This window comes from Rhizobium sullae, assembly GCF_025200715.1.
Classification (GTDB): Bacteria; Pseudomonadota; Alphaproteobacteria; order Rhizobiales; family Rhizobiaceae; genus Rhizobium; species Rhizobium sullae.
Map to the genome: position 1 here is coordinate 458,196 of NZ_CP104144.1, position 14,542 is coordinate 472,737.

Here is a 14,542-nt window from a genome sequence, read left to right on the forward strand (position 1 = left end):
GCAGCCAGACGTTGGATGAGCGTGTCTCAGGTTTGCTCCTGTCAAGGCGCTGCATTCCTTCCATTTGCAAAAGCTGGTCGGCTTGGCGGAGCGATAAATTTGCTTTCGCTTCACTCCTGCCGTTGCGGATCAGTTCGGTCAGTTCGGATGACCAATCAGCGAAAAGTTCAAGTAGCGTCTGCTTGGCCTCTCTCTCCTATTTCATGCCGCATACGGGCCGCTACCGACGCGTCGAAGAACATGGGCAATTGGGATGGCCTTTGGCTCAGCGCTGGATATGCCGGTGTAACCCCGCTCGATGCTGTCGACGCAGATTTTCTCGACGGAATGATGAACACGAATGTGCGCGGTCCGGCGCTGCAGCTTGCAGGCCCGGGTCCAAGGCTGAGCAAAGCTGGCTCGGTTGTGATCACGTCGTCGACGGCGCGCTGCTGGGCATCGGCATTGGCTGATCGCCAGGTTCGCGTAAACGTGCTGCTTTTCGGACCGATCGACACGGATTTCCGCAGCTTCATGTCTCAGGATTTGCGAGCACAATTCGAAAAGGAAATCCTCGGCAAGGTGCTGCTCGGGCGTATCGGATCCGCCGGGAAGGCGATAGCGGTGGCGCTCTTTCTGCACTGCGACGACTCTTCCTATGTTACAGGTAGCCAATACGCTGTTGATGGCGGGTTGACGCTGCCATGAAACTTCGCAGCTTCTGTTCGTTCATTTTTCTGCTGCCATTGCTCCCAACAGCTTTGGAAGATCACCGAAGCGGGCGATCAAGCCGAATATGAGGGCAGCTGTCGCGACGAAGAGGATCGTGACAGACGCCATGGTCGGCGTGTAGCCGTAACGCAGCGCGTTGAAGATCTTGATCGGCAAGGTCTCCAGCGTGAAGCCGACTGTCATGTAGGCGACGATGTACTCGTTCAGCGAAAGAACGAAGGCAAAGGCGTAGCCCGAAACCAGATAGGGCCGGATCAGCGGCAAGACGATTGTTGTGAAGATCGTGCGATCATTTGCACCCATGGTCGCGGCTGCTTCGACGAAGGAGCGGTCGATCGACGTGAAGCCGAGCGACAGCGTCACCAGCGGTAATGTGACGAAGAAGATTGCATGGCTGATTACGGCCGTCCACGGCGCACCGTAAAACCCGGTGGTCGCCCAGAATGTCAACAGCCCGAGCGCGGTGATGACGGGAGGCAGGGTGAAGGGCGCGATGCCCAAGAGCTGGAAGATGTTCGCCCATGGGGCAATTCGCCGCCATAGAAACCAGGCAAGCGGCAAGGCGATGAGTACTGCAAGTGCTGCGGACAGAATGGCAAGCGTCAGCGAGGCGAAAAGTGCGTTCCGCCATTCGGGATTGGTGAAGATCTCACCGTACCAGCCGAGCGAAAAGCCTCGGGGCGGGAAGGTCAGGCTCTGCTTCGCGTTCACTGAGACGCCGGCAACGACGATGATCGGTGCTGCCAGGAAAAGGCCGATCAGAGAGAAATACAAGCGGTGGAGAAAGGTGTTCATGCCGTTTCTCCCTTGCGGCCGATCAGCACCGTCAGTCCGACCATGGCGAGCGTCACCAGTACGAGAAATACAGCCATCGCGGCGGCAAACGGCATGTTCGACTGGTAGACGGCTTGGTCGGTGATGAGCACCGAAAGGGTCCAGTGCGATGGACGGCCGAGAATCTGCGGCAGCAGGTAGGAGCCGAGTGCGAAGATGAAGACCATGATGAGCGTCGCGATGATGGTGTTGCGCAACGCAGGCACGACGATCGTGAAAAATGCCTTGACTGGCGAAGCGCCGAGAGTACGTGCCGCTTCCGTCAGGGTCGGATCAAGCCGGACGAGGGCGGGATAGAGGATCAGGACCGTGTAAGGCAGGGCCTGATAGACCATGCCGGCCAGAACCGCGCTGAAACTTGGCGTCAGCGCCACGGCCTGCTGCATGACGCCCGCCATGACAAGCAGATTGGTGATGCCGGCGGTGCGCGAAAACAGCGTCGACCAGGCAAAGCCGATGATGACTTCAGAAAGCGAAAGGATCGACAGCAGCGCGACCAGCCAAACGACCTGAGCCTTCCGTCCCATGCGCGTCAGCAGATAGGTGAATGGAATGCCAAGCACGATGCAGCAGATCGCAACAGCGATTGCAAGGAACAGTGAAAAGCCGAGTACCTTGCCGAAGAACAGGCTGACGAAGCGGGCGTAATTGTCGAACACGAAGGCAGGTGTGTAGAAGCCGCCCTGCTGCCGCTGGAAAAAGCTCACGGCAATCATCGTTGTAAACGGAATGACGAAAAAGACCGTCAGCATTCCGGCCGGGAAGGCGAGTGGCCAGTAATCGGCAATCTTGTGCGGTGGTTCGCGCCTCATTTCTGCAGCACCACGCAGACATCGGGTGAGAGCTTGACGCCGACCTCATCGCCGACGTTGACGAGCGGCCGTTCGCGCGGCGTCGAAACGGCGACGACCTGCGTCCCGGAAAGATCGAGGAACGTCTCGATCGTGCCGCCGAGATCGCGGATGAAGGTTACCTTGCCGCCAATGGTGTTGCTGCTTGGCACTGTCAGATGCACGTCCTCCGGCCGCACCGATATCGTTGCCTTGCTAAGGCCGGGCGGAAGCAAAACACCTTCGATCACCTTGCCGAGGACGGTTGCCCGACCGGCGCTGTCGGCCTCGACGTTGAGCAGATTGGTCGAACCGATGAAGTCAGCGACGAAGCGGTCGGCGGGACGGCGGTAGATCTCGATCGGGCTGGCCGCCTGGCGGATCTCTCCGCTGTTCATGACGACGACGGTATCGGCCATCGTCATCGCTTCGCGCTGATCGTGGGTCACGACGATTGTCGTGATGCCGAGCTTCTGCTGAAGCTGGCGAAGCTCAACCTGCATCGCCTCCCGCAGTTTTGCGTCGAGTGCCGAAAGCGGTTCGTCGAGGAGGAAGAGCTTAGGCGAAATCGTCAGCGCACGCGCGATCGCGACACGCTGGCGCTGGCCGCCGGAAAGCTTGTTCACGGGACGGTCGGCATATCCGGGGAGATGGATCAGCGTCAGCAATTCGTCGACGCGCTTCTTTTGCGCCTCCTTCGCCGTACCGCGGATGCGCAGCGGATAAGCGATATTTTCGCCGACGCTGAGGTGGGGGAAAAGCGCAAGCGACTGAAACACCATCCCCAAGTCGCGCTTGTGGGTCGGGATGGCCGTAATGTCGCTGCCGTCGAGCACGATGGCGCCGCTCGTCGGCATGTCGAGACCAGCGATCATGCGCAGCAAAGTTGTCTTGCCGCAGCCGGAGGGGCCGAGCAGGCAGACGAACGTGCCATGCGGAACGCTGAGCTGTACGTTGTCGACTGCGGTGAAGGCGCCGAATTGTTTGGTGACGTTGTTGAGTGCCAGTCCGGACATGGATCCCCCGCGTGAGCCGCGTGCGTATGAAGAATGCCCCGCATGCGCCTTGCCGTCAAAGCCGGAAGGCGCATGCCGATCATTGGGGAGCATTCAGGCTTCGAAACTCAGCCGACGATGAGTTCCGTCCATTTCTGGTTCAGCCAATCGGACTTGCTCTGGTAGAGATCGTAGCGCGGCGTGATCGGCTCGATGTCGGAGGAGACGGCTGCGAACTCCTTGTCGGTCAAGTCGAGCAATTCGCGCTTGATGGTCGGTGCCGTGCCCACTTTGCGCGACATCAGCGCCTGGATGGCCGGCTGGCACATGTAGTCGATGAAGATATGTGCCTCTTCCGCCTTCTTGGAAGTGCGCGACAGCGCCCAGCAGCCGGAATCCTGGATGCCGCCTTCCTTCGGGAAGGTCGAGCGGACCGGGAAGCCGTCGGCGGCGGCCAGCCCGGTGACATCGTGGTAATACTGGCCCATCGGGATTTCACCGGACTTCAGCGCCTGCTCGAACTGCGCCTCGTCGCGATACCAGAGGCGGACATTCGGCTTCACCTCAGCAAGCTTGTCGAACGCCTTCAGGATGCCTTCCTCGGTGTCGAGCGCATTCGTGCCGCCGAAATGCGTCTTGGCCGTCACTTCGAGCAGGAATGAGTTGGAGACGAGGGCAAGCAGGCCGAGCTTGTCGGCATTTGCCGGATCCCACAGCGCGTTCCAGGTGGTCGGAGATTCCTTGTATACATCCGTGTTTGTGACGAGCGTGATGTACCACGCCACGGCACCGACACCGGCAACCCGGCCGTCCGGATATTTGTTGACGAAGCGGTCGATGAGGCCGGAGGCGTTCTTGAGCTTTGCCATGTCGATCGGCGTCCAGAGCTCGGTTGCCTGGCCCTTTAACATCGCGACCTGCGACATCATCGAAAGGTCGGCAGGCGCCTGGCCGGCCTTGGCGGCCTGTTCCAGCTGCACCAGCCAGGCCTCGCCTGTCGGTTCGGCCACCGACTCGATGGCAATGCCGGTTGCCTTGGTGAATTCCGGAAAGACGTTCTTGTCGAACGAATCCTTGAAGTAGCCGCCATAGACGCCGACCTTCAGCGACTTGTCCTGCGCGCGCAGAACGGCAGGCATGGCGAGCATGCTGGTGGCGGCGAGGCCGGTTGCCAGCACGTTTCGGCGGCTGACCGCCTTGTCGAGAATGGTTTTCATGGCTTTGTTCCCTTTTTTGTTTGGTCTGTCATGACGTTGCAGATTCGGTCGTTGCCGGGTTCAATCGCGCTTACTGCCGATGGATGGGCTGAAGACCATCAGGCTCAGGATTTCGAACAGGACCTGGGCACCGGCGTGGGCGGTATTGGTCGTGGCGTCATATTGCGGGGCGACCTCCACAACATCTCCGCCGACAAGATTGATCCCTTTCAGGCCGCGGATCAATTCCAGAACCTCCCGCGTCGTCAAGCCGCGGACTTCCGGTGTGCCGGTACCGGGCGCAAAGCTCGGATCGAGGCTGTCGATGTCGAAGGAGAGATAGGCGGGAGCGTCGCCGACGATCGCCTTTGCCCTCTCGATGATCGCCGGAATCCCCACGCCCGTCACCTCCTCAGCATGGATCACGGTCATTCCAGATTCGTAGGAGAACTCCCAGAGATATTCGGCCGAACCGCGGATGCCGATCTGCACGGTACGGGTCGGATCGAGCACGCCGTCGAGAACGGCATTGCGGAACGGACCGCCGTGGTGGAACTTTGTCTGGTCGAACGCGCCCCCCGTATCGCAATGCGCATCGATGTGGATCAAGCCGACCGGTTGCTTCTTGCCGACGGCCTTCAGGATCGGGTGCGTTATCGAGTGATCGCCGCCGACGGAAAGCGGTACGACGCCTGCATCGACGATCTGATTGATGCGCTTTTCAATGTCGTCATGGCTGAGCTCCAGCCGGTAACGGCTCTGGAAGGGGACGTCGCCGATATCGGCGACGCGCAAATCAAACAGCGGCGCCGTGCCCAGCACATGATTATAAGGACCAATGCGCTCGATGGCGCGCAGTGCGCGCGGTCCGAAGCGCGATCCCGGACGGTTGGTGACGCCGAGATCCATCGGGATACCGGTGATTGCGACCTGCAGATTGCCGAAATCCGGCTCATCGGCGGCGACCGGCATATAAGGGGCGCTCAGGAATGTCGGAATGCCGGCGTAAGGAGCAAGGCGCGTGCCGGTTTTTGAAAAGATCTTATCGGCCACCTTGCGGAAGTCGGGATCGAATATCTGGCCGCCGTGGCTCTCGGCGAATTTCGCACGTAGTTCTTCGAGCTTCGTCTGATCCCAGGCCATTCCGGTTCACCTCTTGTCGCAAACGGTAGGGAAGCGGAACTGCATTGCAGTTTTACGGTCATTCCCCTTGCTGTCTTTTATTTTTTGCATTACCCGACAAAAATGTTGAAAACGCAATTCACATTGTAATAGCAATTAGCGTGAGATTTTTTCACATTAGGTTGCCATGTTCAACCGACTGCCGCCGCTGAATGCATTGCGTGCCTTCGAGGCCGCCGCTCGCCGCGGCTCGGTCTCGGCGGCTGCGCGCGAGCTCAATGTTACCCATGGGGCCATCAGCCATCAGATCAAGGCGCTGGAAGCGGTCTTCGGCACGCCGCTTTTCGAGCGCAACGGCAAGCGGCTGAAGCTCACGCCGCAGGCTGCTCTGCTTTTACCGGCTCTAACAACTGCATTCGAGACGATCGCAGCGGCAACGGCGCTGGTGACCCGCCCGTCGACCAGCGGTAGCCTTAGAATTTCATGCGTGCCGGCTTTGCTCTCCTTCTGGCTGATCCCGCGCATGCACCAGTTCAGCGAACAGTTCCCGGATATCAGCCTGACGCTCGTCGCCTCGAACGACCCCGACCGGCTTTACTCGCCGGATATCGATGTCTGCATTCTTTATGGCGACGGGACCTGGCTGGACTGCTGGGCGCGCCTTTGGAGCAACCTGCAACTTTTCCCCGTCGTCAGCCCGACCCTGATGAACAGCCGCGCGTTGCGCTCTGTGCGCGATCTGCGTGATCACGTCCTGCTCCACGGCGACGATGGACGCGAATGGAATACTTGGCTTGCTGCAGCCGACGCGTTGGACATGCCGCGCGGCAGGCAGCACTTCATGAGCGATGCGCGGCTATCCACGGAGGCGGCCTTGAGTGGGCAGGGGGTTGCGCTCGGCGATGCGATTACGGCCGGCAGCCTGATCGCTCAGGGCGAACTCGTCGTACCCTTTGATCTCTCCGTTCCGGCCAATGATGCCTTTTATGTCGCCTGCCGAAACGAAGTGCGAGCCGCGCCGATCGTTAGGGTCTTTATCGACTGGTTCTTCTCCGCCCTCGAAAGAGACCGCGGGGCAGAGCCGCAGGCGTCGGCCCGGCGTGTGATCCGCGGGCGCGGGCGAATTGACGCTCCGGCGGCTACAGCCGAAAGCTTCACGCCTGTCTCGCGCGCTCGCGCCGCCGCCCAACGGCCTGTCAAGCGCCGCCTGAAACCGTAATCGATCTCTCAAGGAAAGCCCGGAATGCCGCTTGCCCATCCAAATCCGCTCGTCTCTCGTCTGTCGCCGCCACCCATCCCTTCGGTGGTTGCCTGGGCGCGTGACTATGATGGCGGCAAAGGACCGCTGATCGACCTGTCCCAAGCCGTGCCCGGCTATCCCGCTCACCCAGAGATGCTGCGGCTTCTCGGCGAGGCGGCCGCCTCTCCAGCTATGACCGGCTATGGCGCCATCGAAGGGGAGGAGGCGCTCAGGAAGGCTTATGCGGCGCATATGTCGGACGTCTATGGCACGAGCGTTGCTGCCGCCAACGTCCATATCACCTCCGGCTGCAATCAGGCCTTCATGTGCAGCACCATCGCGCTTGCCAAATCGGGCGAGACGATCGCGCTCACCAATCCCTTCTATTTCAATCACGAAACCACGCTTTCCATGCTGGGCATCGGACGTGTTCTCGTCGATTGCGATGCTGCGAAAGGCTTCCTGCCGAGCTTGGCATCGGCAGAAAAGGCCTTGTTGTCGGGCGTGCGTGCCCTTGCGGTCGTCACACCGAACAATCCGACCGGCGCAGTCTATCCGCCGGCGCTGCTTCGCGAACTCTTCCACCTCTGCCGGAAATATGGAGCCTGGCTGATCCTGGACGAGACCTATCGGGACTTTCTGCCGGCCGATGCCGGAGCGCCGCATGATCTGCTCTCCATCGAGGGCTGGGATGAGACGCTTGTCCTACTCTATAGCTTCTCCAAATCCTTCTGCATTCCCGGACACCGGCTGGGTGCGATAACAGCCGGTCCGCGCATCGTCGGCGAGATCGCCAAGATCATGGATAACATGCAGATCTGTGCGCCGCGGGCGGCTCAGGCCGCCGTGGCAACGGCCCTTCCGATCCTGGCGGACTGGCGCGCTGCAAACCGGCTGGAAATTTCGCGCCGCGCTGAGGCGCTGAAAGCGGTCATGGCAGAAACGAACGGCTGGTCGATCGCCGCAATCGGCGCCTACTTCGCCTTCGTCCGGCATCCTTGTGGGGATCTGCCTTCCGCCAAGGTGGCGGAAAGGCTCGCCAAGGAAGCCGGAGTGATTTGTATCCCTGGAAGCTATTTCGGCGAGAGCCAAGACGGTTATCTCCGGCTTGCCTTCGCCAATGCCGATGTTGGCGTGATCGGGCAGTTGCGCGAGCGCCTGCGATAGGCGGTTTCCGCGCAATTTTTGTGATAGTGTCAGCGCGACGATCCGATGGAGTTTGGAGAGGGCACCGATGAGGCGCTCCATGGGGAAGGCCGCCGGAAGACTTGCGCCGATCGCAGGTGCGTTCATCGCTGTCTTTCTTGCCAGCCACCCCGCCGGTTCACAGCCTGAGGGGAGTGCCGCGCCACCGCCATGTCTTTACTCTCTGCAGGCTTCTTCCGGCGGGCCGGCCCTTTGCGTCCGAAAGGACAGTTTCAGCACGGACATCTGCACGGCCATCGATCATTTCGCGCGCGCCAACCAACTTCCCCCTGATTATTTTGCGCGGCTCATCTGGAAGGAAAGCCATTTTCGCCCCGATGCACTCAGTCCGAAGGGTGCGGAGGGGATCGCGCAGTTCATGCCGGGCACCGCCAAACTGCGCGGTCTTAAAAACAGCTATGATGCGCTGAGCGCACTGCAGGCATCGGCGGCCTATCTCAATGAGTTGCGCAACCGCTTCGGCAATCTGGGGCTTGCGGCGGCAGCCTATAATGCCGGCGAAAATGGTCTTTCGGCTTTTCTGGAAGCCGGTTCCCTGCCTTTCGAGACACGAAGCTATGTCACGGCGATAACAGCGCACACCGTCGAAGAGTGGAAAAACAGCCCACCCGACAAAGCAGCACTTGAACTCGATAAGGACAAGACCTTCCTGGAGGCTTGCATCGCTCTTGCCGAAAGCCGCCGTTTCAAGTCTGCTCCTTGGCAGCCCGAAGGCGAGTGGGCGCCTTGGGGCGCACAACTCGCCGCGCACTTCGACCCCGCAGCGGCACGCAGTCTTTTCCTGGAAGACATTCGCAAGCTGCCGGTGCCCCTGAACGCCGAAAAGCCTCTCATTTTGCGCCAGCGCGACCGCAGCTTCGGTTACCGGCCGCGCTATGTCGCCCGCGTCGCGCGTCAAACGAGGGGCGAGGCAAATCAGGTCTGTGCGGCCGTGCGCAAAGCTGGCGGCGTATGCCTGGTGTTCAAGAACGACTGATTAGCTTTCTTATCCAGCTGCGGAGCTCGATCGTGCCGCCCGATCGGGATGAGCCGCAGCAAAGGCCGGCAGCCGTTCGCATTTTTCTGCAATCGCCGTAGCGCGCGGATAGGCGGAAAGATCGACACTCCACCGCCGGGCATTATAGATCTGCGGCACGAGGCAGAGCTCAGCCATGGTGGGCTGGTCTTTATGGCAGAATTCGCCGGTTTCCGGCCTGTCCAGCATTAGCTCGAAAGCGTTAAGACCGTCCCGGATGAACTTGCCCATCCATGCCAGCCGGGCGGCGTCGGGATCGTCCGATTGCTGCATGATGTGGGAAACGACGCTCAGATTGCAGATGGGATGTATGTCCATTGCGATGGCGTAGGAAAGGGCCCTGACACGTTGGCGGCCCAGCGCGTCTGGGGGCAGAAGCCCCGTATTCGGCCGTGTTTCCGAAAGATATTCGATGATCGCGAGCGACTGGGTCAGTGTCTCGCCATCGATAAGGAGTACAGGCACCAGTCCCTGTGGATTTCGCGCGAGATGAGCCGGCTGCCTGTGCTCCGTGGCCAGAAGATCGATGGCAACGGTCCGATAGGGGATCGCCAGCATGTTGAGCGCGATCCGGACACGGTAGCTTGCAGAAGAGCGCCAGTAGTCGAACAGAACCGTATCACTCACCATGTCGGCCCTCACTGCTTTTCGTATTTAGCAACGGTCTGCTCGATTGCTCCAAAGATCGAGTGCCCGTCCGCATCCTTCATCTCGATGCGGACAGTATCACCGAACCTCATGAAGGGTGTTGCGGCAGCGCCGGTCTCGATCGTTTCGATCATCCGGATTTCGGCGATGCAGGAATAGCCGGCGCCGCCTTGGGAAATCGGCTTGCCCGGCCCGCCGTCCAGCTTGTTGGAGACGGTCCCCGAGCCGATGATGGTGCCGGCGGAAAGCGGCCGGGTCTTGGCGGCATGGACGATGAGCTCACCGAAATTAAACGTCATGTCGATGCCGGCATTGGCGCGCCCGAAGGGTTTGCCGTTAAGGTCGACAATGAGCGGCAGGTGCAGTTTGCCGCCGTCCCAGGCGTCGCCAACCTCATCGGGCGTTACCGCAACCGGCGAGAATGTCGAGGAGGGCTTCGACTGAAAGAAACCGAAGCCCTTTGCGAGTTCCGACGGGATCAGCCCTCGCAGGGAAATATCGTTGACGAGCATTAAGAGCCGGATAGCGCTACGCGCTTCGTCGATCGCGGCGCCCATTGGCACGTCATCGACGATGACGGCGATCTCGGCCTCCATATCGATGCCATAGGATATGTCCGCCGCCAGGATGGGGTCGCGCGGCCCAAGAAAGCTGTCGGAACCGCCCTGATACATCAATGGCTCGGTCCAGAAGGTGTCTGGCATCTCGGCTTTGCGTGCCCTGCGGACCAGTTCGACGTGGTTGACGTAGGCCGAACCATCCGCCCATTGATAGGCGCGCGGCAGCGGCGATGCGGCGTCGTGCTCGTGAAACCGCATGGATGGCTGCGCGCCGGTTTCCAGACCCTCCGCAACGGCGGCAAGACGTGGTGCGATGTGAGCCCAGTCGTCGAGGGCAGCCTGCAGCGTCCGGGCGATATGGTGGACTTCGGAGCACCGGCTGAGGTCCTTGGAAACGACCACCAGGCGGCCGTCACGGGTGGCGTCTTTGAGCGTGGCGAGTTTCATGCTCTTTGAATTCCAATTCTTGAACGACGAGTGAACTGTATCACTTGATACCGGCTGTTCCGTCGAATTTGCGTTTTAGGCCATCCCAGCATTCGAGGTAGTCGTCCTGCAGCGTCTCAAGCTCGGCTGCGTACCGTGTCAGCTGCTGCGGATAGCGGGTCTCGAACATGAAGGCCATCGTATGGTCAAGCTTCACGGGTTTCAGCTCGACGTTGGACGCGTTTTCAAAACCCGTCGAATCCGGCCCATGCGGCAGCATCATGTTGTGCAGGCTCATCCCGCCCGGGACGAAACCCTCCGCCTTGGCGTCGTACTGACCATGGATGAGCCCCATGAACTCGCTCATGATGTTGCGGTGATACCAGGGCGGGCGGAATGTGTGTTCGGCCACCAGCCAGCGCGGCGGAAAGATGACAAAGTCGACATTGGCGGTCCCTTCTTCGCCCGAAGGCGCCGTCAGAACCGTGAAGATCGACGGATCCGGATGGTCGAAGAGGATTGCGCCGACCGGCGCGAAAGTCTGCAGGTCGTATTTGAACGGCGCATAGTTGCCGTGCCAGGCCACGACGTCGAGCGGCGAATGGCCGATCTCGGTCACATAGAACTTGCCGCACCATTTGACGTGCAGGCGGCACGGCGTTTCCTTGTCTTCGTAGACGGCGACCGGCGTCTTGAAGTCGCGCGGATTGGCAAGGCAATTGGCGCCGATCGGCCCGCGATCCGGCAACGTGAACTTGGCGCCGTAGTTCTCGCAGATATAGCCACGCCATTCGGATCCGTCGCCGAGACGGGATACCTTGAACATCATGCCGCGCGGAATGAGGCAAATCTCCAAGGGCTCGACATCGATGATGCCCATTTCGGTGAAGACGCGGATGGCGCCGAGCTGCGGCACGACCAGCAGTTCCCCGTCTGCATTGAAGAAATAATCATCGATCATGTCGGCATTGAAGACATAGGCATGGGCCGCCATGCCGGTCTGGGTCATGACATCGCCGGCCGCCGTCATCGTGCGGATGCCGGCGAGGAAGTTGAGCTCTTCCGCAGGCGCCGGGATCGGGCTCCAGCGCAGCTGGCCGAGCGGCAACGTATGATCGTCGAGACACGGCGACGATTTCCAGAGGGGATAACTGGCGTTGGAAAAGCGGCCCGTGTGGCGCACGCTCGGGCGAATGCGGTAGAGCCAGGAGCGTTCGTTGGTGCCGCGCGGTGCGGTAAAGGGCGAGCCCGACAGTTGTTCGGCATAAAGCCCGTAATTGCATTTCTGCGGGCTGTTCTGGCCCTGCGGCAGAGCGCCGGGCAAGGACTCCGTCTCGAAATCATTGCCAAAGCCCGGCATGTATTGCGGGTTATTTACGACCGCATCGGCAGCCGTGCTCCTCGTCTTCTCCAGCATGCCTTGCACCTCCTCTTTCAATATGGTTACAAACGTAACTGTCTATTTTGTAACTATCAAGGAAGCCATGGATACCGGCCAATTCGATCTCGAGCAGTTCCTGCCCTTTCGCCTAAACCGCGCCGCGGAATTCATCGCGCTGCGCTTTGCGGCGGCCTATAAGGCCAAATATGGCCTGACGCGGCCGGAATGGCGCACGCTCGCAGCACTCGGCAGCTCCGGGCGCATGACGGCGAAGGAGGTGGGTGTTCATTCGACCATGCACAAGACCAAGGTCAGTCGCGCGGTTTTTTCGCTTGAGAAACGCCGCTGGCTAAAGCGGGCGCAGCATGAGGATGACCGCCGTGTCGAACATCTGGAACTGACGGCTGCGGGGCGAAATACCTATCGCGAACTGACCATGCTTGCCTGCAGCTATTCGGAGGAAGTGGCGTCGCTTCTCGGACAAGACGGCCTGCAGGCGCTTTCCTCCGGCCTCACCGCCGTTGAGGCCGCCATGGTGACACCGCGTCATTAGCTCGTCTTATCCGTGACGGGTCGATCTCGATGCCGTGGATGAGGACGAGGCTGATGGAAAAAAGAGCCGCTATCCTTGGCGTCCACCTTCTCGATCATGCGCGTGTCACCAAAGGTTAATCCGCCTCGCATAGCCCCGCGCGGCCCGCCTCGCGGCGATACTGAAAACAGCTATTTGAATGAGAAGTGACTAATAATTTTTTCTGCGAAAGCTTTGCAGCGAAAGATCGACGCCTTCTGCAACCTCCACCTCTCGCTGATCCAGACGGCCGGCGGTTAATGGAAGGATCGCCGGGCGATGATTTGGTGTCGACGTCGGTCTGCTCGCAACGAATGCGCGACAAAAAGATCCTGGCCTAGACGCGATTGCACCTTCGATCAGGGCGTCCCTCTCCCACCGGACGCCGACAATTTTTCGCCTCCCGAAGGCGGCGGCAGTCCTGCCATCAGACGAGGCCCGGCAAGACGAAGACCGACCAGGCAACGATCGGCCCGATGATGGCGATCAGCGCGCTATAGACTAGCAACTGCCGTAGAACCTGCTCGCGCTTGTCGTCCGGGGCGTTGGCGACCACGAGGGCGCCATTGGTCGAGAACGGGCTGGTATCGACGATTGTTGTCGAGATCGCGATTGCCGCAACCACACCGACGGCACTGATGTGGCCTTGCAGCAGGAACGGAACAGCCAGCGGGATGATGGCGCCGAGCAGCGCGGTCGAGGAGGCAAAGGCCGAGACAATGGCGCCTGTGAAGCAGAGCAACAGCGCGACCAGGAGCGGCATGCCGAGGCTCGATATGCCGTTGGCGACATAGTCGACGGTGCCCGCCTTCTCCATGACGCCGACATAGGTGATGATACCGGCAATCAGAAGCACGGTCGACCAGCTTACCTTGTCGATTGCCGCCTTCTGGGTCTTCGGCGAGAGAAGGGCGAGCGCGACGGCGACGGTGATCGCGACCAGACCTACATTGAACTTGAAGACCAGAGCGCCGATGCCGAGCGCCGTCAGGCCGATCAAGGTGAAGATCTTTTCCGGAGTCAGGCGCAAATTCTGAGCGGTGTCCGCCGCCGTGCCGTAGACGTGCTCCCTGATCGGCCTGGCCGGCGTGCCACCGTGGCCCCGGATCGCCGCCGATACACCCTCCGGATGCAGTTCGGGCAGGGGACCGGTAGCAGCCGGTATCTGCTTCATCACGCGAGCGCCACCGAAGACGAAGAAGACCAGCACGGCGATCGCCAGATTGAAGAAGAAGCTTGAAAGGAACAGCGATGTTGGGGCGAAGGGCAGGCCGGCCTTGGCGACGATCTGGTTGGTGATGCCGCCATAGACGCTGATCGGCGAGAAGCCGCCCGCCTGCGCGCCATGGATGACCATCAGCCCCATCATCGCGGGGCGGATCCGGTATTGCACGGCAAAGCTCAACGCGACCGGGGCGAGGATCGCCACCGCCGCCGGCCCGAGCGCACCGAAACCGGTGATGATCGCGGCAACGACGAACATCACCCATGGAATCCAGACGACATGACCGCGCACCAGCCGCACGGCGCATTCGACGAGCCAGTCGATGGTGCCGTTGATCTGCGCGATGGCGAAGAGATAGGTGACGGCGACCAGCGTCAGGAATAGGTCGCTGGGGAAGCCCGCGAAAATGTCGCTGGCCTTCATGCCGATGATAAGCGATCCGAGCAGGAACGTGCAGCCGAAGGCCAGCGCGCCCATGTTGATCGGCTGGATGGTCGCGATGACGAACATGGCGATAAGCAGCAGTATGGATAGGATTTCGATGCTCATGATTCCCCTCCCTCCGACGCCTCCAGCGCCGGT

14 protein-coding genes are annotated in these 14,542 nt (G+C 60.6%); 5 read left to right on the forward strand and 9 right to left on the reverse strand.

Annotation, left to right across the window (positions count from 1 at the left end; all coding sequences use genetic code 11):
- Positions 1–240 precede the first annotated feature (240 nt).
- A complete protein-coding gene (locus tag N2599_RS22830) occupies positions 241–687 on the forward strand; it encodes an SDR family NAD(P)-dependent oxidoreductase (protein WP_051336629.1) in 447 nt (148 codons plus the stop codon).
- A gap of 21 nt (positions 688–708) precedes the next feature.
- On the opposite strand, the gene N2599_RS22835 is transcribed toward N2599_RS22830, so the two are convergent.
- The 5 genes from N2599_RS22835 to speB all read right to left on the reverse strand — a co-directional run bounded on the left by N2599_RS22835 (position 709) and on the right by speB (position 5,709).
- Positions 709–1,506, reverse strand: a complete 798-nt coding sequence (locus N2599_RS22835) for an ABC transporter permease (protein WP_027511065.1) — start codon at positions 1,504–1,506, stop codon at positions 709–711.
- Positions 1,503–2,357, reverse strand: coding sequence for an ABC transporter permease (locus N2599_RS22840; RefSeq protein ID WP_027511066.1), 855 nt, complete (start codon positions 2,355–2,357; stop codon positions 1,503–1,505). Before N2599_RS22840 ends, N2599_RS22835 begins: the two co-directional genes overlap by 4 nt.
- Complete coding sequence (locus N2599_RS22845; RefSeq protein ID WP_027511067.1) at positions 2,354–3,391, reverse strand: ABC transporter ATP-binding protein; 1,038 nt, start codon at positions 3,389–3,391, stop codon at positions 2,354–2,356. Before N2599_RS22845 ends, N2599_RS22840 begins: the two co-directional genes overlap by 4 nt.
- A 107-nt stretch (positions 3,392–3,498) precedes the next feature.
- Positions 3,499–4,587: an ABC transporter substrate-binding protein gene (locus tag N2599_RS22850; protein ID WP_037142401.1), complete on the reverse strand. Its 1,089-nt coding sequence runs from the start codon at positions 4,585–4,587 to the stop codon at positions 3,499–3,501.
- Between the two features lie 60 nt (positions 4,588–4,647).
- Positions 4,648–5,709, reverse strand: coding sequence for an agmatinase (speB, locus tag N2599_RS22855; RefSeq protein ID WP_260308555.1), 1,062 nt, complete (start codon positions 5,707–5,709; stop codon positions 4,648–4,650).
- A 166-nt stretch (positions 5,710–5,875) separates the two neighbouring features.
- Here speB and N2599_RS22860 point away from each other — a divergent pair, with 166 nt between their 5' ends.
- From N2599_RS22860 to N2599_RS22870, 3 genes are all read left to right on the forward strand, one after another.
- Positions 5,876–6,907, forward strand: a complete 1,032-nt coding sequence (locus tag N2599_RS22860; RefSeq protein WP_027511070.1) for a LysR substrate-binding domain-containing protein — start codon at positions 5,876–5,878, stop codon at positions 6,905–6,907.
- A 24-nt stretch (positions 6,908–6,931) separates the two neighbouring features.
- Positions 6,932–8,095, forward strand: a complete 1,164-nt coding sequence (locus N2599_RS22865) for an aminotransferase (protein WP_027511071.1) — start codon at positions 6,932–6,934, stop codon at positions 8,093–8,095.
- A gap of 67 nt (positions 8,096–8,162) precedes the next feature.
- On the forward strand, positions 8,163–9,110 hold the full coding sequence (locus N2599_RS22870) for a lytic transglycosylase domain-containing protein (protein ID WP_084606509.1): 948 nt from the start codon (positions 8,163–8,165) through the stop codon (positions 9,108–9,110).
- A gap of 9 nt (positions 9,111–9,119) precedes the next feature.
- Here the strand turns inward: N2599_RS22870 and maiA are convergent, their stop codons facing one another.
- From maiA to hmgA, 3 genes are read right to left on the reverse strand one after another with little or no spacing between them, the layout of a single operon-like run.
- Positions 9,120–9,779 (reverse strand): maleylacetoacetate isomerase, encoded by a 660-nt coding sequence (gene maiA / locus N2599_RS22875; protein WP_027511073.1) that lies wholly within the window; start codon positions 9,777–9,779, stop codon positions 9,120–9,122.
- Between the two features lie 8 nt (positions 9,780–9,787).
- Positions 9,788–10,804 (reverse strand): fumarylacetoacetate hydrolase family protein, encoded by a 1,017-nt coding sequence (locus N2599_RS22880; protein ID WP_027511074.1) that lies wholly within the window; start codon positions 10,802–10,804, stop codon positions 9,788–9,790.
- A gap of 40 nt (positions 10,805–10,844) precedes the next feature.
- On the reverse strand, positions 10,845–12,200 hold the full coding sequence (hmgA, locus tag N2599_RS22885) for a homogentisate 1,2-dioxygenase (protein ID WP_086999625.1): 1,356 nt from the start codon (positions 12,198–12,200) through the stop codon (positions 10,845–10,847).
- Between the two features lie 67 nt (positions 12,201–12,267).
- Here hmgA and N2599_RS22890 point away from each other — a divergent pair, with 67 nt between their 5' ends.
- A complete protein-coding gene (locus N2599_RS22890) occupies positions 12,268–12,717 on the forward strand; it encodes a MarR family winged helix-turn-helix transcriptional regulator (protein WP_027511076.1) in 450 nt (149 codons plus the stop codon).
- Positions 12,718–13,162: 445 nt separating this feature from the next.
- Here N2599_RS22890 and N2599_RS22895 read toward each other — a convergent pair whose 3' ends face one another.
- Positions 13,163–14,509 carry an SLC13 family permease gene (locus N2599_RS22895; protein ID WP_027511077.1) on the reverse strand — a complete coding sequence of 449 codons (1,347 nt, stop codon included), beginning with the start codon at positions 14,507–14,509 and terminating at the stop codon, positions 13,163–13,165.
- Between the last annotated feature and the right edge of the window lie 33 nt (positions 14,510–14,542).

Bases quoted from the DNA above. Each gene is read 5' to 3' on its own strand.
- N2599_RS22830 (WP_051336629.1), top strand. From the start codon at position 241: ATGGGCAATTGGGATGGCCTTTGGCTCAGCGCTGGATATGCCGGTGTA.
- N2599_RS22835 (WP_027511065.1), bottom strand. From the start codon at position 1,506: ATGAACACCTTTCTCCACCGCTTGTATTTCTCTCTGATCGGCCTTTTC.
- N2599_RS22840 (WP_027511066.1), bottom strand. From the start codon at position 2,357: ATGAGGCGCGAACCACCGCACAAGATTGCCGATTACTGGCCACTCGCC.
- N2599_RS22845 (WP_027511067.1), bottom strand. From the start codon at position 3,391: ATGTCCGGACTGGCACTCAACAACGTCACCAAACAATTCGGCGCCTTC.
- N2599_RS22850 (WP_037142401.1), bottom strand. From the start codon at position 4,587: ATGAAAACCATTCTCGACAAGGCGGTCAGCCGCCGAAACGTGCTGGCA.
- speB (WP_260308555.1), bottom strand. From the start codon at position 5,709: ATGGCCTGGGATCAGACGAAGCTCGAAGAACTACGTGCGAAATTCGCC.
- N2599_RS22860 (WP_027511070.1), top strand. From the start codon at position 5,876: ATGTTCAACCGACTGCCGCCGCTGAATGCATTGCGTGCCTTCGAGGCC.
- N2599_RS22865 (WP_027511071.1), top strand. From the start codon at position 6,932: ATGCCGCTTGCCCATCCAAATCCGCTCGTCTCTCGTCTGTCGCCGCCA.
- N2599_RS22870 (WP_084606509.1), top strand. From the start codon at position 8,163: ATGAGGCGCTCCATGGGGAAGGCCGCCGGAAGACTTGCGCCGATCGCA.
- maiA (WP_027511073.1), bottom strand. From the start codon at position 9,779: ATGGTGAGTGATACGGTTCTGTTCGACTACTGGCGCTCTTCTGCAAGC.
- N2599_RS22880 (WP_027511074.1), bottom strand. From the start codon at position 10,804: ATGAAACTCGCCACGCTCAAAGACGCCACCCGTGACGGCCGCCTGGTG.
- hmgA (WP_086999625.1), bottom strand. From the start codon at position 12,200: ATGCTGGAGAAGACGAGGAGCACGGCTGCCGATGCGGTCGTAAATAAC.
- N2599_RS22890 (WP_027511076.1), top strand. From the start codon at position 12,268: ATGGATACCGGCCAATTCGATCTCGAGCAGTTCCTGCCCTTTCGCCTA.
- N2599_RS22895 (WP_027511077.1), bottom strand. From the start codon at position 14,509: ATGAGCATCGAAATCCTATCCATACTGCTGCTTATCGCCATGTTCGTC.